This is a genomic window from Inquilinus sp. Marseille-Q2685 (assembly GCF_916619195.1).
GTDB lineage: Bacteria > Pseudomonadota > Alphaproteobacteria > DSM-16000 > Inquilinaceae > Inquilinus.
Genome location: NZ_CAKAKL010000013.1, coordinates 30582 through 49629 on the forward strand (window position 1 = coordinate 30582; position 19048 = coordinate 49629).

The 19048-nt window shown below is 70.6% G+C and carries 12 protein-coding genes; 6 read left to right on the forward strand and 6 right to left on the reverse strand.

Annotation, left to right across the window (positions count from 1 at the left end):
- Window positions 1-117: 117 nt before the first annotated feature.
- Window positions 118-1791 (forward strand): calcium-binding protein, encoded by a 1674-nt coding sequence (locus LG391_RS32650; protein ID WP_304608582.1) that lies wholly within the window; start codon window positions 118-120, stop codon window positions 1789-1791.
- A 37-nt stretch (window positions 1792-1828) separates the two neighbouring features.
- A complete protein-coding gene (locus tag LG391_RS32655; protein WP_225773011.1) occupies window positions 1829-3262 on the forward strand; it encodes a calcium-binding protein in 1434 nt (477 codons plus the stop codon).
- 195 nt (window positions 3263-3457) lie between these two features.
- Here LG391_RS32655 and LG391_RS32660 read toward each other — a convergent pair whose 3' ends face one another.
- The gene (locus LG391_RS32660; RefSeq protein WP_225773014.1) at window positions 3458-4516 is read right to left on the reverse strand and encodes a transporter substrate-binding domain-containing protein; all 1059 of its coding nucleotides are present in this window, start codon (window positions 4514-4516) and stop codon (window positions 3458-3460) included.
- Window positions 4517-4951: 435 nt separating this feature from the next.
- On the reverse strand, window positions 4952-6001 hold the full coding sequence (locus LG391_RS32665; protein ID WP_225773015.1) for an AraC family transcriptional regulator: 1050 nt from the start codon (window positions 5999-6001) through the stop codon (window positions 4952-4954).
- Between the two features lie 90 nt (window positions 6002-6091).
- Here LG391_RS32665 and LG391_RS32670 point away from each other — a divergent pair, with 90 nt between their 5' ends.
- The 4 genes from LG391_RS32670 to LG391_RS32685 all read left to right on the forward strand — a co-directional run bounded on the left by LG391_RS32670 (window position 6092) and on the right by LG391_RS32685 (window position 9948).
- Window positions 6092-6358, forward strand: coding sequence for a DUF1127 domain-containing protein (locus LG391_RS32670; RefSeq protein WP_225773017.1), 267 nt, complete (start codon window positions 6092-6094; stop codon window positions 6356-6358).
- Window positions 6355-7302 (forward strand): homocysteine S-methyltransferase family protein, encoded by a 948-nt coding sequence (locus LG391_RS32675; RefSeq protein ID WP_225773019.1) that lies wholly within the window; start codon window positions 6355-6357, stop codon window positions 7300-7302. The genes LG391_RS32670 and LG391_RS32675 overlap by 4 nt, the downstream gene beginning before the upstream one ends.
- Window positions 7303-7352: 50 nt before the next feature.
- Window positions 7353-8405 (forward strand): class I SAM-dependent methyltransferase, encoded by a 1053-nt coding sequence (locus tag LG391_RS32680; protein WP_225773020.1) that lies wholly within the window; start codon window positions 7353-7355, stop codon window positions 8403-8405.
- A 211-nt stretch (window positions 8406-8616) separates the two neighbouring features.
- Window positions 8617-9948, forward strand: a complete 1332-nt coding sequence (locus tag LG391_RS32685; protein WP_225773022.1) for a beta-propeller fold lactonase family protein — start codon at window positions 8617-8619, stop codon at window positions 9946-9948.
- Here the strand turns inward: LG391_RS32685 and LG391_RS32690 are convergent.
- The 4 genes from LG391_RS32690 to LG391_RS32705 all read right to left on the reverse strand — a co-directional run bounded on the left by LG391_RS32690 (window position 9882) and on the right by LG391_RS32705 (window position 19010).
- Window positions 9882-10799 (reverse strand): hypothetical protein, encoded by a 918-nt coding sequence (locus LG391_RS32690; protein ID WP_225773224.1) that lies wholly within the window; start codon window positions 10797-10799, stop codon window positions 9882-9884. The two genes, LG391_RS32685 and LG391_RS32690, sit on opposite strands and share 67 nt — an antisense overlap.
- A 228-nt stretch (window positions 10800-11027) precedes the next feature.
- Window positions 11028-14294 (reverse strand): efflux RND transporter permease subunit, encoded by a 3267-nt coding sequence (locus tag LG391_RS32695; protein WP_225773024.1) that lies wholly within the window; start codon window positions 14292-14294, stop codon window positions 11028-11030.
- Window positions 14291-17407 carry an MdtB/MuxB family multidrug efflux RND transporter permease subunit gene (locus tag LG391_RS32700; RefSeq protein ID WP_225773026.1) on the reverse strand — a complete coding sequence of 1039 codons (3117 nt, stop codon included), beginning with the start codon at window positions 17405-17407 and terminating at the stop codon, window positions 14291-14293. The genes LG391_RS32695 and LG391_RS32700 overlap by 4 nt, the downstream gene beginning before the upstream one ends.
- A 265-nt stretch (window positions 17408-17672) precedes the next feature.
- Window positions 17673-19010: an MdtA/MuxA family multidrug efflux RND transporter periplasmic adaptor subunit gene (locus tag LG391_RS32705; RefSeq protein ID WP_225773028.1), complete on the reverse strand. Its 1338-nt coding sequence runs from the start codon at window positions 19008-19010 to the stop codon at window positions 17673-17675.
- Window positions 19011-19048 lie beyond the last annotated feature (38 nt).

Sequence of the window (19048 nt, forward strand, 5' to 3'; positions counted from 1 at the left end):
CGCGTCGGCACCCCCCCCCGGCTTCGACCCGACTCCGCCGCTCGCACGACGGCGGCGAGGGCCCGTCCGCGCCAGGCGCGGACCGGGTCGATCCCGATCACACAGAGGCATGCGACCATGGCGACCATATTCGGCACGGAAAACTACGACCTGATGGAGGGAACCCCCGACTACGACCACTATTGGGGTCGTGGCGGCGACGACGACCTCTCCGGCGGGGGCGGCAACGACGTGCTGTGGGGCGATGACGGCGACGACGACCTCGACGGCGGCGACGGCAACGACACTCTCGAAGGCGACGACGGCGACGACGACCTCGACGGCGGCCACGGCAACGACGTTCTCGAAGGCGGGGACGGCGACGACGACATGATCGGCGGCGTCGGCAAGGACCGGCTGAAGGCTGATGACGGGGACGACGACCTCGAAGGGGGCGCCGGCGACGACACGCTCCTCGGCGGCGACGGCGGCGACGTGCTGGAAGGCGGCGACGGGAACGACGTGCTCAACGGCGGGCGCGACGCCGACCTGCTGTTCGGCTCCACCGGCTTCGACACCGCGTCCTACGACCACAGCCAACAGCCCGTCAGCATCAATCTCGGCACCGGCGCCGCATCCGGGGGCGATGCTGCGGGCGACTACTTCTCGTCGATCGAGAACCTCTTCGGATCGATCTTCGCCGACGTGCTGATCGGCGACAACGGCGCCAACCGGCTGAGCGGCAGCCTCGGCAACGACGTGCTGCAAGGTGGGGTCGGCGCCGACATCCTCTACGGCGGCGATGGGGTCGACACGGTCGTCTATTCGGAGGGAACCGTCGGCGTCACCGTCAACCTGCTGACGGGGATCGCCTCCGGCGGCAACGCCCAGGGCGACGGCATCGCGCTGGTCGAGAATGTCGAGGGCAGCCAGGGCGGGGACACGATCACCGGCACTGCCGACGCCAATGTGCTGTGGGGGCTCGCCGGGGACGACATACTCGTCGGGCGTGGCGGGGATGATCGGCTGGAGGGCGGCGACGGCACCGACCGGGCCGACTACGCGGCCTCCGGCGCCGGCGTCACCATCGACCTGGGGCTCGACCTCGCGATCGGCGGCGACGCCGAGGGCGACGGCTTCGGCTCGATCGAGAACCTGTCCGGCAGCGGCTTCGGTGATTCGCTCACCGGCACCGCGGGGGCCAACACCCTGGCCGGCGCAGGCGGCGGTGACACGCTGCGCGGCGGCGCCGGCGGCGACCGGCTGGACGGCGGCGCCGGCATCGATACGGTGACCTATACCGAGTCCAACATCGGCGTGGTGATCAGCCTGCCGGCGATGCAGGTGTCCGGCGGCAACGCCCAGGGCGACGTCCTGATCGGAATCGAGAACCTGCTCGGCTCGGGCGGCGCCGACAGCCTGACCGGCGACGGCCTGGCCAATGTGCTGAACGGCTGGGCCGGCAAGGATCAACTGACCGGCGGCGGCGGCGCCGACCGGTTCACCTTCCATGCCGTCACCCATTCCGCGGTCGGCGACGCGGCCGACCGGGTTGCCGACTTCAGCCGGACCCAGGGCGACCGGATCGATCTGTCGACGATCGACGCCAATACCACACAGGCCGGCAACCAGGGATTCAGCTTCATCGGAACGGCGAACTACTCCGGCACGGCAGGGCAGCTCCGCTACCAGCAGTCCGCCGACGGCACCACCACCGTCGTCGCCGGCGACGTGAACGGCGACGGCGCGTCCGACTTCCAGATCCGCTGCGCCGGCACCATCGCCTTCGCCAGTGCCGACTTCGTCCTGTGACGACAGCCGGCATCCAACCCCACATCAGGAGATCATCATGGCAGACGTGCAGGGCACCGTCCTTCCGGACGCGATCATCACCGGGGATATCGTCACCGTGATCCCGCCCGGCTACAACGTCATCGAGACCGCGACCGATGGCGACGACTTCATCAGCGCCCTGAACGGCGACGACCTCGTCATGTCGGGCGACGGCGACGATCAGGTCCTTGCCGGCAATGGCGACGACGAGGTCTTTACCGGCGACGGCGACGACTGGGCCTATGGCGGCCTGGGCTTCGACTCCCTGCACGGCGGGGACGGTAACGACACCCTCATCGGCGGAGCAGGGGACGACTACGCCTATGGCGGCGCCCACGACGACCAAATCGAGGGCGGCAACGGGATCGACCGCCTGATCGGCCAGGCGGGCAACGATCGGCTCAGCGGCGACGAGGACGCCGACTATCTCTATGGCGGATTCGGCGCGGACATCGCCCTGTATTACGGATCCTTCGCCGGGGTCACTGTCGACCTCGTGACCGGGCGTGGCCTCGGCGGGGCCGCCGAGGGCGACTGGCTGTTCGAGATCGAGGGCATCACCGGCAGCGGCTATGACGACGCGCTGCGCGGCGACGCGGGGAGCAACGCGCTGAGCGGCTCGTACGGGGACGACGTCCTGACCGGACGCGGCGGCGGCGACCGGCTGGACGGCGGCAACGGCACCGACCGGGCCGACTACGCGGCCTCCGGCGCAGCCGTCACGGTCGACCTGGCGACCGGACTCGCGACCGGCGGCGACGCCGGCGGCGACAGCTTCGTCTCGATCGAGGATGTGGGCGGCAGCGGCTTCGGCGATTCGCTTACCGGCACCGCGGGGGCCAACATCCTGAGCGGCGCAGGCGGCAACGACACGCTGCGCGGCGGCGCCGGCGGCGACCGGCTGGACGGCGGCGCCGGCATCGACACCGTGACCTATACCGAGTCCGGCATCGGCGTGGTGATCAGCCTGCCGGCGGTGCAGGTCTCCGGCGGCAACGCCCAGGGCGACGTCCTGATCGGAATCGAGAATCTGCACGGCTCGGGCGGCGCCGACAGCCTGACCGGCGACGGCCTGGCCAATGTGCTGAACGGCTGGGCCGGCAAGGATCAACTGACCGGCGGCGGCGGCGCCGACCGGTTCACCTTCCATGCCGTCACCCATTCCGCGGTCGGCGACGCGGCCGACCGGGTTGCCGACTTCAGCCGGACCCAGGGCGACCGGATCGATCTGTCGACGATCGACGCCAATACCACACAGGCCGGCAACCAGGGATTCAGCTTCATCGGAACGGCGAACTACTCCGGCACGGCAGGGCAGCTCCGCTACCAGCAGTCCGCCGATGGCACCACCACCGTCGTCGCCGGCGACGTGAACGGCGACGGCGCGTCCGACTTCCAGATCCGCTGCGCCGGCGCCATCGCCTTCACCGCCACAGACTTCGTCCTGTAGTCCCCGGCGGCGGCGGAATCCGCCGCTCCCGTTCTTGAAGAGGAGGCAAGCACCTTGAAAGATCAGCAATGGGGACGAACCGCCTCCGAGGGCATCGGAGTGAGCGGTCCGCATCGAGCCGCATCCGGACCGGCAAGCGGAGCGTGGTGCCTCCGGCCGCTCCGGGTCGAATCCGGCCGTCGCCCCGCCTCCCCGCTACGACTTGCCGAACCAGCGTTCGCGCAGCTCCTCGTAGCTGCCGTCCTGGCGCATCGACAGCAGGGCGGCGTCGACGTCGCGGCGCAGGTCGCTGTCGTTGCGGAAGACGAAGCCGTAATCCTCCGGCTGGAAGATCGGGCCGACGAGGCCGGCGCGCCCGAGCCCCTCATGCGCGGCGATGTATTGCAGCACCGGCGCGTCGTAGACGACGGCGTCGACCCGGTCGTCGATCAGGGCCCGGTACGCGTCCTCCGCATTCGCGAAGGTCACGGGCTGGATGTTGGCGGCGCCGAGATAGCGGGCCGAGGTGGTGCCGCCCACGGTGCCGACCGTCTTGCCCGGCAGGTCGCCGGGGCCGTTGATCGCCTGCCGGATCTGCTGGACCGTCAGGCTCGCCGTCAGCGTCGCCGTGTAGAAGGCGACGAAGACCACGCCGGTGAACATCCACAGCACCGCGACGCCGCGGGACAGCCAGTGGCGCGGCATCGCATCCGCCTGGGTGGCCAGGGTGCCGAGCCCCCAGAAGAAGGCCTGGAAGATCCCGGGGAAATAGCGCCTCGTGCCGATCAGGCCGTCCGGCTGGCCGCGTTCGACGAACCAGACGATGTGCGCCGGGATGATCGTCAGCAGCCCGGCGATGCCGAGCCAGACCAGCACCGCGGGCGACAGCAGCAGATGCAGCAGGCTGCCGAAGGCGGTGGCCTCGCGCCCCGGCCGCTCGCTGCGCGTCAGGATGCCGAGCCCGGCATTCAGGATCGGCTGCGAGAAATCGTAGTCGGTGATGCGGTCGGCGGTGATCGAGATCGCGCCGACGCCGACATCGGCCTCGCGGCCGGACACGGCGGCGAGCTGGGCCTGGACGCTGGGCACCACCGTGAACTCGGTGGTCCAGTGGCGGCGGCTGGCGATCGCGTTCCAGAGATCGACGCTGACGCCGCTGAGCTGGCCGTGGGTCTCCCCCCCCATCGGCGGGACCCCCCGCACCGCCACGGGCACCACCCGCTGCGGCGCCTGCGCCGCGGCCGGCAGGACCGTCGCCGCCAGCGCGGCCGCCATCGTCAACATCCGCAACCTTGCCGACACCGCACTCGCTCCCCGGGGACGCCGAGCAGCATCCTGGCCGCGGCGCCGGACCCGGGCCCAATGCCTTCGCGTCATGGGGCCAGATCGGAGGGACATGACGGGGCGGGCGCCGGCACCGCCATCCGGGCGATCCGCAGGGCTCGCCCGGATCTCTCACACCCCCTGCGACCTGCGCCGGTTCAAAATGCCGACGGGGCAGGAGAGCGGCGCAGCGCGATGCCTTTGCATCGGGCAAGCCGTTCGACGCACCCTGTCCGCATTTTCAACCGGCCCGAAGGGTCGTCTTGCGGCGGCCGCCTGCGGGGGCGGGCCGCTCAACCGTATGTCCCTATGCGCTTTTCGCGTCCCGCCCCCGCATCCGACTCGCCGCAAGACGACGCAGGGCGTAGGGGGGGTGAGAGATCCGGGCTAACTCCCGGCCGACTGCGCCTGCCTGCGCCAGGTCGCGGGGGGAACGCCGAACTCCCGCTTGAAGGCGCGGATGAAGGCGGCCTCCGCCTCGTATCCCACCTCATAGGCGACCTGCGCGATCGGCTGGCGCCCCTCGCGCAGCTTGTCCCTGGCGGCCTGCATGCGCCAGAAGGTGAGATAGCGCTTCGGCGGCATGCCCACGAGCGCCGTGAACCGTTCGGCGAAGGCCGAGCGGGACAGCGCGACGTCCCTGGCCAGGCTCTCCGCCGTGCAGCGGCGGTCGAGGCTGCCATGCACCAGGGCCAGAGCCCGCCCGACGAACGGGTCGCGGATGCCGGCGAGCCAGCCGCGCTGCCCGGGCGGCAGCGTCGCCGCATAGCTGCGCACCGCCTCCACGAACATCAGCTCCGACAGGCGCGACATCACCGTCGACGTGCCGACCTCGCCCCGCTGCAGGCCCCGGATGGCAAACCGCAGCGAGGATTCGATCCACTCGCTCGATCGTGCCCGGCCCGTGTCGACCTTCAGGATCCGCGGCAGGGTCGCGATCAGCGGGTTCCTGTCCTGATCGCTGCCCAGGAACCCGCAGATGATGTGGGTGGCTTCGCCGCCGCCGCCATGGACGATCCGCAGCATGCCGTCCGTGTCCTCGGCCTGGATGAGATCATGGCCGTAGACCGGCTTCAGCCCGATCGAACTGCAGAGCAGATGCGGATCGTTGCGGGGCAGCAGCACCGTCTCGCCCGCGCGGACCTCCACCGGGTCCTGCCCGTCGACCCCCACGAGCATCCGGCCCGCCACAACGTAGTGGTAGCCGATCACCTGGCGGGGTTCGGCGAGGAACGGCCGGCAATCCTCGGGATCGATCTTCGACAACACGCACCAGGGCGCGGTGAAGCGCGCGTCGAGGAACACCCCTCCGGTCAGCCGCACGGCACGCAGCACCTCCGACAACGGGTCGGCGGAGCCGTCCGGCCCGCCGGCGCCGGTCGGACGGTCAATCGATCCGGCGGGTCGATCATTCACCCTGGGCAGGCCGCGCTTCATCCTGGCACCGCGGCCGAAGTGACGCCGCCCCGCCGGCGGCCGAGCCCGACTGCGGTGGTCCCGTGACCCGAACGAGCACAGGGGACGATCATGACTGCCCCCACTCCGGCAGCGCGCATCGATGCGGCTGCCGATACCGAGACTGTACACCGCGCAGCGGGCTGGATCACGGCGATTGCGAGCCGGCTCACCGCTCCCATGACCCGGACGGCACGGGCGCGGCGCTCCGGCGACGCCCTGGCGCGGTTCAACGATCACATGCTGCAGGACATCGGCCTGACCCGAAGCGACGCCGTCCACACCGTTCTCTTCGGCCGCTGCCAACCTGCCGAAACGGCCAAGGATCCCCGATCATGACCCAGTACAGATCCTGCCTGCCCCAGCTTCAGGGCGGGCTGTTCCTCACCGATGGCGGCATCGAGACGACCCTGATCTTTCACGAAGGGCTGGAGCTGCCCCATTTCGCCGCGTTCGATCTGCTGAAGGACGAAGCCGGCCGGACCGCGCTGCGCCATTACTATGCGCGCTACATCGAGATCGCGCGGAGGGACGGCACCGGCTTCGTCCTGGAGAGCCCGACCTGGCGCGCCAGCCCGGACTGGGGCCGGAAGCTCGGCTACTCCGACGAGCAGCTGGACCAGGCCAACCGGGACGCGGTCGCGCTGATGCAGGAGCTGCGCCGTCAGTTCGAGATCCGGCGCACGCCGATGGTCGTCAGCGGCTGCGTCGGCCCGCGCGGCGACGGCTACGATCCGGGCCAGGTGATGAGCCCGGAGGAAGCCGCCGGCTATCACGGACGGCAGATCCGCACCTTCGGCCAGGCCGGGGTCGACATGGTGACCGCCATCACCATGACCAATGCGAACGAGGCCATCGGCGTGACGCGCGCCGCGCAGGAGGCCGGCCTGCCCGTGGCCGTCTCCTTCACCCTCGAGACCGACGGCAGGCTGCCGACGGGCCAGGGCCTGAAGGAGGCCGTCGAGGAGGTGGACGCGGCGACCTCCGGCGGGCCCGCCTACTACATGATCAATTGCGCCCATCCGACCCATTTCGAGGAAACGCTTTCCGCCGGAGGCGCCTGGACCGAGCGCGTGCGGGGCCTGCGCGCGAACGCCTCCCGCCGCAGCCATCAGGAGCTCAACGACGCGCCCGATCTCGACGATGGCGATCCGGTGGAGCTCGGGCGGCAATACGGCGACCTGCTGAGGCGCCATCCGCAGATCAACGTGCTCGGCGGCTGCTGCGGCACCGACCATCGCCATGTCGAGCAGATCGGCGCGGCCTGCCGGGCGTTCGCCTGACGGGCATGCCGGCGGCGAGCGCCGACACTTCAGCGTGAGAGGACCGGGACATGACTCTGGACATGACGAAGCTCGAGCCGCTGCTCGGGATGATGGTGAACGAGCTCGGCGCGGCGGCGAACGCCGCGCTGGTGCTGACCGGCGAAAAGCTCGGCTTCTACAAGGCCCTGGCCGGCGGCGAGCCGGTCACCCCGGCCGAGCTTGCCGAGAAGACCGGCACGCATGAGCGCTACGTGCGCGAATGGCTGTCTGCCCAGGCCGCCTCCGGCTTCGTGACCTATGATGCCCGGTCGGGACGGTTCACGCTGTCGCCCGAGCAGGCGGCCGTGCTCGCCGACGACGACAGCCCGGTCTATATGGGCGGCGGGTTCACGTCGCTCGCGGCCGTCTTCGCCGATGAGCCGAAGCTGACCGCGGCCTTCAGGACCGGCAAGGGCGTCGGCTGGGGCGAGCATTGCAACTGCCTGTTCTGCGGCACCGAGCGGTTCTTCCGCCCGGGCTACAAGGCCCATCTCCTGTCGGAATGGCTGCCTGCCCTCGACGGCGTCGTCGGGAAGCTGGAGCGCGGCGCCAGGGTCGCGGATGTCGGGTGCGGGCACGGCGCCTCGACCGTCATCATGGCCGAGGCGTTCCCGAATTCGGAGTTCGTCGGGATCGACTTCCATGAGCCCTCGGTCCTGTGCGCCAGAGACAATGCCAAGAACCTCGGCAATGTCCGGTTCGAGGTCGCCCGTGCCCAGGACTATGCGGGATCGGGCTACGACTTGGTCACGATCTTCGATGCGCTGCACGACATGGGCGACCCCGCCGGGGCAGCCGCGCATGTGCGGCGGACATTGCGGCCCGACGGCACCCTGATGCTCGTGGAGCCGAGGGCCGGCGACACCCTGGCCGACAACCTCAACCCGATCGGGCGCGTCTACTACGCCTTCTCGGCGAGCATCTGCGTCCCGGCATCGCTGGGGCAGGAGGTCGGGACGGCCCTGGGTGCGCAGGCAGGGGAGAAGCGGCTGGCCGAGGTCGTCTGCCGGGGCGGCGGATTCTCGCGGATCCGCCGGGCGGCCGAGACGCCCTTCAACATGATCCTGGAAGCGCGTCCGTGACCGCGCGCCGCGCATGGGCAGACCGCTGCCTGCCGACGTACACGTATCGATCGATGCGCGGACGGCATCGACCGATACCCGTTTCGGCTTGGACGGCGAGGCCGGGGCCGTAACACCCTCCCGGAGGGGGAACGGAGGCACCGAGGTGCCCGTCGCCTTTCGGGGAGGGACCATGCACAGTGCGTTGCGGGTGCTGGCAGGAGCGTTCATCATGGCGTCATCGTTCACCGCCTTCGGCACGGCGCCGGCGGCCGCCGGGACCTTCGTCTACGTCTCCAACGCCGATGACGGGGACATCGACGGCTATGCCCTGGACCAGGCCTCCGGCGCGCTGACGCCGCTCGGCAGGACCCCGGCCGGGCCGAAGGTGATGCCGATGACGGTCAGCCCGGACAGACGGCACCTCTATGCCGTGGTCCGGTCGGAGCCCTTCGCGGTCCTGACCTATGCCATCGATCCCGCCAGCGGCGCGCTGCGGCAGGAGGCGACGGCGCCGCTGCCCGACAGCATGGCCTATGTCTCGACCGACGCCACCGGCCGCGTCCTGTTCACCGCCTCCTATGGCGGCGACAAGGTGGCGGCGAGCCCGATCGGCGCGGACGGGCTGGTGAAGGCGGAAGCGGGCCAGGTGATCCCGACCGGCAGGAACGCCCATGCGATCCGCGCCGACCGCAGCAACCGCTTCGTCTATGCGACCAATCTCGGCAGCGACCAGATCGTCCAGTTCCGGTTCGACGCCGCGACCGGCCGGCTGACGCCGAACGATCCGCCGGCCGTCGAGGTGGCGGCCGGCAACGGCCCGCGCCATCCGGTCCTGTCGCCGGACGACAGGCACCTCTACGTGCTGTGCGAGCTGTCCGGCAACGTCCTGCATTTCGCGGTCGATCAGGACAAGGGGACGCTGACCCTGCGCGACAGCACCGGCACGGTGCCGCCGGAGGCCGGGCTGGTGCCTGGCCTGCCGCCGGGGGCGCCGCCCGCCACCGACGGCAAGGCGAGGATCTGGGCCGCGGACCTGCAGGCCACGCCCGACGGCCGCTTCCTCTACGCCACCGAGCGGACGACCAGCCGGATCGCGCTGCTGTCGATCGATCCCGGCACCGGCAAGCCGGCCTATGTCGGCAACTACGCCACGGAGACGCAGCCGCGCGGGATCCGGGTCGATGGGAGCGGGAGCTGGCTGGTGGCCACGGGCGAGAAGTCGGACCGGCTGTCGGTCTACCGGATCGACAAGGCAGACGGCGCCCTGACGCCGGTCGGCCGCTATCCGGTGGGCCGGGGCGCCAACTGGGTGGAGATCGTCGAGGTGCCGCGACGGCGGGGCGGCTCCGGCGATCAGGCTGACGGCGCGCTGCGACGCACACCGGACAAAAAAGCCGGGGCCGCGTCACGGACGCGACCCCCGAGGCGAATACGACGAGCGATCCCTGCCGGCTCACGGTGCAACAAGGATATCTCTCGGCGGGCCGCCGGCTGTCAGCTGTTCGGTATCTCGTTGATCGAGATGTTGATGAAGCCGGGTCCGTTGACGACGCCGTCCTGATACACGACGCCGGTCGGTGGGTTCGACTGATTGAGGACGGGCACGAAGCTGGAACCGCCGCCCCCGCCACCGCCGCCCCCGTTCGGGGCTGGGGTCGCACCGCCCTGGTCCAGGCCCCCGCCACCACCGCCGCCCGCGTAGCCGCCGCCACCGCCGCCGCCCGCGAGACCCTTGTTCCACGAGGTCCCGGACCCGGCTCCGCCGCCGCCGCCTTCCGCCGGGACGGCCCCTGGATGCCCGTTGGACGAGGGGCCGTTTCCGCCGGTGCCGGGCTGGGCTCCGACGGCCCCGAGGCCTCCGCCGCAGGTCGTGGCGCCGCTGCTGTTCGTACCGGAGCCGCCGGCTGTGGCATTCTGGCCGCCGTTGCCGCCGGCTCCACCGCTGCCGTGGTTGCACGAGGTGCCGCTGCCGCCACCGCCGCCGGCAAAGAGGATATACTGGCCCGGCTGGCCCGACGGCATCAGCTGGATGCTCGAGCAGCCTCCGCCGCCCCCTCCGTTTCCGTCGTGATGGGCGTGGCCGCCATTGCCGCCCCCGCCGCCGCTGCTGCCATTGCTGCCGCCGCCGCCGCCGTTGTCGCCGGTGGCGCCCGGCCCCCCCACGCTGATTTGCATTTGGTACGGCCCCGGTCCCCAGTCCGAGGTGACAGGGATCGTGGCGGTGACCTGCCCTCCCTTGCCGCCTGCGGGACCATAATGACCGGCACCGCCCACCGCGCCGCCGGCCACCACGCTGATGCCCGTGACGGTGTAATTCGAGCTGCTCGGCGTGACGTAGATCGTCCTCGTTCCAGGCCCGTAGGCGGTGAGACCGTCCTTGGCGGTCAGGGTCTGGATCTTGTTATCAGCCATCTCCAATTCTCCTCTTGCGTATGAAATTTCCAAGCAGCCCAAAGCCAGACGACAGGCCGGATGCTGCTCGCCCAAATCACCCGCTCGTTCGCCGGCACGGCCACGTTCCCGTCGCGGCGCCGGCAATCCCTTGCGGATAGGAAGTAAAGCTTACCATCATATAATGTTATGCAATAGATCCAGATGGCTCCCATCGATGGATCCAGATGCACGTGCATAGGCGCCCCTCTACTCCGCCCCCGACGCAGGTCCCGCCAGGCGCGGGAACGCTTGCGCCCATCGTCCCCGCGCCCAGTGCCGGAAACGATCGAGCACCAGGTACAGCACCGGGGTGGTGTAGAGCGTCAGCACCTGGCTCACGATCAGCCCGCCGACGATGGCGATGCCGAGCGGCTGGCGCAGCTCGCTGCCGGCGCCGAAGCCGACCGCCAGCGGCACCGCCCCGAAGATCGCCGCCATCGTCGTCATCAGGATCGGCCGGAAGCGCAGCAGGCCGGCCTGCAGGATCGCCTCGCGCGGGGCCAGGCCGCGGCTGCGCTCCGCCTCCAGCGCGAAGTCGATCATCATGATCGCGTTCTTCTTGACGATGCCGATCAGGAGGATGACGCCGATCATCGCGATCAGGCTGAACTCGGTGTCGAACAGCATCAGCGCCAGCACCGCGCCCACGCCCGCCGAGGGCAGGGTCGAAAGGATGGTGATCGGGTGGATCGTGCTCTCGTACAGGATACCGAGCACGATGTAGACCGCGGCCAGCGCCGCCAGGATCAGGATCGGCTCGTTGCTGAGCGAGCTCTGGAACACCTGGGCCGTCCCCTGGAAGCTGCCATGGATGGTGGCCGGCATGTGCAGCGCGACCATCGCCTGCTGCACCGCCGCCGCGGCGTCGCTGAGCGACCGGCCCGGCGCCAGGTTGAACGAGATCGTCGTCGCCGCGAACAGGCCCTGGTGGTTGACCGACAGCGGCGTGTTGCCGGGGCCGACATGGCTGATCGCCGCCAGCGGCACCATCGTCTCCGCCGTCGTGCTGACCGCGGCGCCGCTGGAGGTGCCCCTGCGCCCGGCATTGGCGAGCGCATTGGTGGCGGCGTTGGCGGCCGACTGCGCCGCCAGGCTGGCGGCGCCGGTGCCGGTGGCGCTGGCCGGCGCGTTGGTGCTGGCGGTGCCGCCGGCGCTGCCGCCCGAGGTGCTGATGTACAGGTCCTTCAGCGTCTCCGGGCTCTGCCAGTATTGCGGCGCCACCTCCATCACCACGTGGTACTGGTTGATGGCGCTGTAGATGGTCGAGACCTGGCGCTGGCCGAAGGCGTCGTACAGCGTGTTGTCGATCTGCTGCGGCGTGATGCCGAGCCGCGAGGCGGTGTCGCGGTCGATGACGATGTCGGTCTCCAGCCCCTTCTGCTGCTGGTCGGAGTTGACGTCGGCCAGCACCGGGCTGGCCTGCAACGCCAGCAGCAGCTTCGGGCCCCATTCCTGCAGCTCCGCCGAGGAATCCGATTGCAGCGTGTACTGGTAGGCGGCGTTGCTCTGCCGCCCGCCGGCGCGGATGTCCTGGGCCGAGACCAGGAACAGCCGGCCGCCGGGCACCGCGGCCAGCTTGTCGCGCAGCCGGGCGATCACGTCGTCGTCGCTGGCGCCGCTGTCGGATTGCGGCTTCAGCGTGACGAAGACCTGGCCGGTGTTGGTCTGCGACCGGCCGCCGCCGCCGCCGGTGAAGCCGACCACGCTGTCCACCGCCGGGTCGGCGCGGACGATGTCCATCAGCTGCGCCAGCTTCCGCTGCATCGACTGGAACGAGATGCTCTGGTCCGCGACGATGCCGCCGATCAGCCGGCCGGTGCTCTGCTGCGGGAAGAAGCCCTTCGGGATGATCGCGAACAGCGCGATGTTGAGGCAGACCGCGCCGAACAGCACCAGGATGACGACGCCGCTGTGGCGCAGCGCCCAGACCAGGCTGCGCTCATAGACCCGCATCACCCGGGCCAGCGGGCCGGGCCCGCGCCCGGCCCGGCGCGGCCGGCGGCGCAGCAGCAGGGCGCACAGCATCGGCGTGGTGGTCAGCGAGATCGCCATCGACACGGCGATGGCGATCGACAGGGTCAGGGCGAACTCCCGGAAGATGCGGCCGACCAGCCCGCCCATCAGCAGAATCGGCAGGAACACCGCGACCAGCGAGATGCTGATCGACAGCACGGTGAAGCCGACCTCGCGCGCGCCGCGCAAAGCCGCCTGGCGCCGCGGCATGCCGGCTTCGACATGGCGGGCGATGTTCTCCAGCACCACGATGGCGTCGTCGACGACGAAGCCGGCGGCGATGGTCAGCGCCATCAGCGACAGGTTGTCGAGGCTGTAGCCGACCAGGTACATCGCGCCGAAGGTGCCGATGATCGAGACCGGCACCGCCACCGCCGGGATGATCGCGGCCCGCGGGTCGCGCAGGAAGGCGAACACCACCAGCATCACCAGCAGGACCGAGATCACCAGGGTGAGCTGGGTGTCGTCGAGCGAGGCGCGGATGGTGCCGGTGCGATCGGCGGCCGGGGTGATCTCGATGTCCCGCGGCATCGCCGCGCGCAGATGCGGCAGCTCGGCCTTCACCCGGTCGACCGTGTCGATGATGTTCGCCCCGGGCTCGCGGAACAGCAGCACCAGCACGGCCGGCTTGCCGTCGGCCAGGCCGGCGTTGCGCAGGTCCTCGACCGAATCCTCGACGTCGGCGATGTCGGACAGCCGCACCGTGGCGCCGTTGCGGGCGGCGATCACCAGCGGCTTGTAGTCCTCGGCCCGGCTCGCCTGGTCGTTGGCATAGATCTGGAAATGCCGCCCGGCCTCCTCGATCGCCCCCTTCGGGCTGTTGGCGTTGGCCGCGGCGAGGGCGGCGCGGACATCCTCCAGCCCGATGCCGTATTGCGCCAGGGCCTGCGGGTTCAGCTCGACCCGCACCGCCGGCAGGGCGGCGCCGCCCAGGGTGACCTGGCCGATGCCCTCGATCTGCGACAGGCGCTGCTGCAGCACGTTGCTGGCGGCGTCGTAGATCTGGCCGCGAGTCAGGGTCGGCGAGGTCAGCGCCAGGATCAGCACCGGCGCGTCGGACGGGTTGACCTTGCGGTAGGTCGGGTTGCTGCGCAGCGCCGCCGGCAGGTCGGCCCGGGCGGCGTTGATCGCGGCCTGCACATCCCGCGCGGCGCCGTCGATGTCGCGGTCCAGGCCGAACTGCAGGGTGATGCTGGCCTGGCCGACCGAGCTGCGCGAGGTCATCTGGGTGACGTCGGCGATGGCGCCGAGATGCCGCTCCAGCGGGCTCGCCACCGTGGCCGCCACCGTCTCCGGGCTCGCCCCGGGCAGCGAGGCCGAGACCGAGATGGTCGGGAAGTCGACCTGCGGCAGCGGCGACACCGGCAGCTTCAGATAGGCGAGGAAGCCGGCCAGGACGATACCCAGCGTCAGCAGCGTCGTCGCCACCGGCCGGGCGATGAAGGGGGCGGAGAGGTTCACGCCCCCTCCTCCCCCTCGGTGAAACGCGACCGCGGGCGGCGGCCGGTGAGGCGCCGGGCCAGCCGGTCGAAGGCCAGGTAGATCACCGGGGTGGTGAACAGGGTCAGCAGCTGACTCACGACCAGGCCGCCGACGATGGCGACGCCGAGCGGCCGGCGCAACTCCGACCCCATGCCGGTGCCGAGCATCAGCGGCAGGGCGCCCAGCAGCGCCGCCATGGTGGTCATCAGGATCGGCCGGAAGCGCAAGAGGCAGGCCTGGAAGATGGCCTCGCGCGGCGGCCTGCCCTCCTCGCGCTCCGCCTGCAGCGCGAAGTCGATCATCATGATCGCGTTCTTCTTGACGATGCCGATCAGCAGGATGATGCCGATGATCCCGATCACATCCAGCCCGTCCCCCGCCGCCATCAGCGCCAGCAGCGCGCCGAGCCCGGCGGACGGCAGGGTCGACAGGATCGTGACCGGGTGGATGAAGCTCTCGTAGAGCACGCCCAGCACGATATACATCGTCGCGATGGCCGCGAGGATCAGCAGCGCCTCGTTCGCCAGCGAGGACTGGAAGGCGGCGGCCGAGCCCTGGAAGGCGGTGACGAAGCTGTCGGGCAGGCCGACCTCCTGCTCCGCCTTCTGGATGGCGTCAACCGCGGCGCCGAGCGAGGATCCCGGCGCCAGGTTGAAGGAGATCAGCGTCGCCGGGAACTGGCCGAGATGGGTGATCTGCAGCGGCCCGGCCCGCTGCTCGACCTTGACGATGGCCGACAGCGGCACCTGACCGCTCGAGGATGTCGAGGATGGCAGGTACAGCGCCTTCAGCCCGTCCAGCGACTGCTGCAGCGACGGCGCGGCCTCCAGGATCACGCGGTACTGGTTGGCCTGGGTGTAGATGGTCGAGACGATGCGCTGGCCGAAGGCGTCGTAGAGCGCGTTGTCGACCGTGGCCGGGGTGATGCCGAAGCGGGCGGCGGTGGCGCGGTCGATCACCAGGTCGACGGCGAGGCCCTGCTGCAGGTAGTCGCTGGCGATGTCGGCGATCTCCGGCACCTGCTGCAGCCGCTGCATCAGCTTCGGCACCCACTCCTGGAACTGGTCGAGATCGGCGTTCTGCAGCACGAACTGGTACTGGGTGCGGCTGACGGTGGAATCGATCGTCAGGTCCTGCACCGGCTGCAGGTAGAGGGTGATGCCGGGCACGCCCGCCGTCTCGCCGCGCAGCCGATCGATCACCGCGCCGGCATCGGCGGTGCGCTGGCCCAGCGGCTTCAGCGTGATCAGGAAGCGGCCGCTGTTCAGCGTGGTGTTGGTGCCGTCGACGCCGATGAAGGAGCTCAGGCTCTCGACATCGGGGTCCTTCAGGATCGCTTCGGCCAGGGCCGACTGGTGCTTCGCCATCTCGCCGTAGGAGACGGTCTGCGCCGCCTCGGAGATGCCCTGGATCATCCCGGTGTCCTGCGCCGGGAAGAAGCCCTTGGGAATGACGACATAGAGCGCCAGGGTCAGCGCCAGCGTGGCCACCGCCACCAGCAGCGTCAGGGGCTGATGGTCCAGCACCCAGCCGAGGGCCCGGCCGTACTGCCCGATGATCCAGCCGAAGGCGCGCTCGGCGCCGCGGTCGAAGCGGCCGCGCTCGGCCTGCGGCCGGTGGCGCAGCAGCCTGGCACACATCATCGGCACCAGGGTCAGCGACACCACCGCCGAGATCACGATGGTGACGGCCAGCGTGACCGCGAACTCATGGAACAGCCGGCCCACCACCTCGCCCATGAACAAGAGCGGGATCAGCACGGCGATCAGCGACACGGTCAGCGAGATAATGGTGAAGCCGATCTGCTCGGCCCCCTTCAGCGCCGCCTGCAGCGGCGGCTCGCCCGCCTCGACGAAGCGGGCGATGTTCTCGATCATCACGATCGCGTCGTCGACGACGAAGCCGGTGGCGATGGTCAGCGCCATCAGCGACAGGTTGTCGAGGCTGAATCCCAGCAGATACATTGCCGCCAGGGTGCCGACCAGCGACAGCGGCACCGACAGGCTGGGGATGATGGTGGCCGCCGCGGTGCGCAGGAACAGGAAGATCACCATCACCACCAGGGCGACGGCCAGCATCAGCTCGAAGCCGACATCGGCGACCGAGGCGCGGATGGTGACGGTGCGGTCGCTGAGCACCGCGACCTCGGCGGCCGCCGGCAGGCCGGCCTCGAGCTGCGGCAGGATCGCCTTGATGCCGTCGACCACCGCGATCACGTTGGCGCCGGGCTGGCGCTGGATGTTGACGATGATCGCCGGCGTCGAGTTCGCCCAGGCGGCGAGCTTGCCGTTCTCCGGCCCGCTGACCACGGTGGCGACGTCGGACAGGCGGATCGGCGCGCCGTTGCGGTAGGCGACGACGACGTCGTTGTAGTCCTGCGCCCGGGTGATCTGGTCGTTGGCGTTGATCGTCGACGACCGGGCCGGCCCGTCGAAATTGCCCTTCGGCGTGTTGATGTTGACGTTGCCCAGCGTGGTGCGGATGTCGTCGATGGCGAGGCCGTAGGCGGCCAGCGCCTGCGGGTTCACCTGGATGCGCACCGCCGGCCGGGCGCCGCCGCCGAGGCTGACCAGGCCGACGCCGGGCTGCTGCGAGATCTTCTGCGCCAGGCGGGTGTCGACTAGGTTCTGCAGGTCGGTCAGCGGGATGGTCTTCGAGGTCACGGCCAGCGACAGGATCGGCGCGTCGGCCGGGTTGACCTTGGCGTAGATCGGCGGCGCCGGCAGGTCGCCCGGCAGCAGGTTGCCGGCGGCGTTGATCGCGGCCTGCACCTCCTGCTCCGCCACGTCGAGGCCGAGGTCGAGGTCGAACTGCAGGGTGATGACCGAGGCGCCGGCCGAGCTGGCCGAGGTCATCTGGTTCAGCCCCGGCATCTGGCCGAACTGCTTCTCCAGCGGCGCGGTGACGGAGGAGGTCATCACCTCCGGGCTCGCCCCCGGATAGAAGGTCTGCACCTGGATGGTCGGGTAGTCGACCTCCGGCAGGGTCGACAGCGGCAGGAAGCGGTAGGCCACGGCGCCGACCAGGAGGATCGCCGCCATCAGCAGCGAGGTGCCGACCGGCCGCAGGATGAACGGACGGGAGGGGTTCATGGCCGGGCTTCGGCCGAGGGGCCAGCTTTGGCCGTTTCATCCTCCCCTCCCCTTGCGGGAGGGGGTAGGGGGAGGGGTTTGGCGCCGGAGGAGACGACGCCGAAGGATCATCGCAGCCCCTCAACGTCTCTAAATTGGGACGGACCAGCTCTCTTCGATCGACACCCCCTCTACCCCTCCCGCAAGGGGAGGGGGAGAGTAAAAGGCAAGGCTCGGTGCAAGCCGCCGACCGAGGGCAGCCGGTTCCGCTCTCGCAGTCGCGCACTCATGGATTCGCCGGCGGCTGCTGGCCCTGGTTGTTGCGGCGGCGGTGCTGGCCGCCGCCCTCCCCGGGGCCTTGGCGATGGCGCTGCTGGCCCGCCTGGCCGTCCGCCGGGGCGGCGGGTGCGGCGCCCTGCCCTGCCCCGTCGCCACCGGCGACCGTGACATGGGCGCCGTCGCGCAGGCGGTCGGTGCCGTCGACCACCACCCGGTCGCCGGGCTGCAGCCCGTCCTCGACCGCGACCATGCCGCCATCCGACGGACCGGTCTTGATCGGCCTTACCGCGACCGTGTCGCCGGCGCCGACCAGGTAGACGAAGGCGCCGGGCGCGCCGTGCTGGACCGCTGCGACCGGGACGGTGACGACGTCCTGCCGCGTGTCGACCAGCAGCCGGGCGTTGACGAACTGGTTCGGGAACAGAGTCTCGTCGGCATTGTCGAAGCCGGCGCGCAGCTTCACCGTGCCGGTGGTGGTGTCGATCTGGTTGTCGAGCGTCGACAGCGTGCCGGCGGCGATCTGGGTGGTGCCGGAGCGGTCGAAGGCGATCACCGGCAGGCTGGCGCCGGCGCGCAGCCGGGCCTGGATCTGCGGCAGGGCGTCCTCCGGCAGCGAGAACACCACCGAGATCGGGTGCAGCTGGGTGACGATGACCAGCGCGTCCCCGACCTGGACGTAGTTGCCGGGGTCGACCTGGCGCAGCCCGACCCGGCCGTCGACCGGCGAGACGATGCGGGCGTAGGCGAGGTTCAGCTTCTGGGCGTCGATCTGCGCCTGGTCGGACTGGATCGTGCCCTGGTCCTGCTGCACCAGGAAGGCCTGGTCGTCGACCTGCTGCCGCGAGACGGCGTTCTGCTTCAGCATCTGCTGGTCGCGCGCCAGGTCGCTCTGCGCCTGGGCCAGCGCCGCCTGGTCGCGGGCCAGCTGGCCCTGGTCCTGCTCCAGCGCCACCTGGTAGGGGCGCGGGTCGATCTGGGCCAGGAAGTCGCCCTGCTTCACCGTCTGCCCTTCCTGGAAGCCGACCTCGGTCAGCTGGCCGGCGATCTGCGGCTTGACCGTGACGGTGGCCAGCGGGGTGACGGTGCCGAGCGCGTCGAGGGTGATGCGGATGTCGCCGCGGCCGACCGTGACGACCCCGACCGGCTGCGGCGCGGCGTCGGCGAAGCGGCCGCCGCGGGCCGGCGCGGGCGTGCCGGGGGCGGTGACCACGCGCCAGGTGGCGAATGCGATCAGCGCCGCGGCGGCAAGGCCGAGAGTCCCCCAGACCAGCCGCCCCCGCCGTCGCGCCGGGCCCGGCCTCTTCTCCTCGCCCGGCCGCTGTCGGTCCTCGACGCGAGCATCCATGGATCGACCCCCTTACATCCGGCGCCTCCCCTCCCGCC

What these genes read in the sequence shown, in the direction of transcription:
- LG391_RS32650 (WP_304608582.1), top strand. Translation starts at nt 118, where the DNA reads ATGGCGACCATATTCGGCACGGAAAACTACGACCTGATGGAGGGAACC.
- LG391_RS32655 (WP_225773011.1), top strand. Translation starts at nt 1,829, where the DNA reads ATGGCAGACGTGCAGGGCACCGTCCTTCCGGACGCGATCATCACCGGG.
- LG391_RS32660 (WP_225773014.1), bottom strand. Translation starts at nt 4,516, where the DNA reads ATGGCGGCCGCGCTGGCGGCGACGGTCCTGCCGGCCGCGGCGCAGGCG.
- LG391_RS32665 (WP_225773015.1), bottom strand. Translation starts at nt 6,001, where the DNA reads ATGAAGCGCGGCCTGCCCAGGGTGAATGATCGACCCGCCGGATCGATT.
- LG391_RS32670 (WP_225773017.1), top strand. Translation starts at nt 6,092, where the DNA reads ATGACTGCCCCCACTCCGGCAGCGCGCATCGATGCGGCTGCCGATACC.
- LG391_RS32675 (WP_225773019.1), top strand. Translation starts at nt 6,355, where the DNA reads ATGACCCAGTACAGATCCTGCCTGCCCCAGCTTCAGGGCGGGCTGTTC.
- LG391_RS32680 (WP_225773020.1), top strand. Translation starts at nt 7,353, where the DNA reads ATGACTCTGGACATGACGAAGCTCGAGCCGCTGCTCGGGATGATGGTG.
- LG391_RS32685 (WP_225773022.1), top strand. Translation starts at nt 8,617, where the DNA reads ATGGCGTCATCGTTCACCGCCTTCGGCACGGCGCCGGCGGCCGCCGGG.
- LG391_RS32690 (WP_225773224.1), bottom strand. Translation starts at nt 10,799, where the DNA reads ATGGCTGATAACAAGATCCAGACCCTGACCGCCAAGGACGGTCTCACC.
- LG391_RS32700 (WP_225773026.1), bottom strand. Translation starts at nt 17,407, where the DNA reads ATGAACCCCTCCCGTCCGTTCATCCTGCGGCCGGTCGGCACCTCGCTG.
- LG391_RS32705 (WP_225773028.1), bottom strand. Translation starts at nt 19,010, where the DNA reads ATGGATGCTCGCGTCGAGGACCGACAGCGGCCGGGCGAGGAGAAGAGG.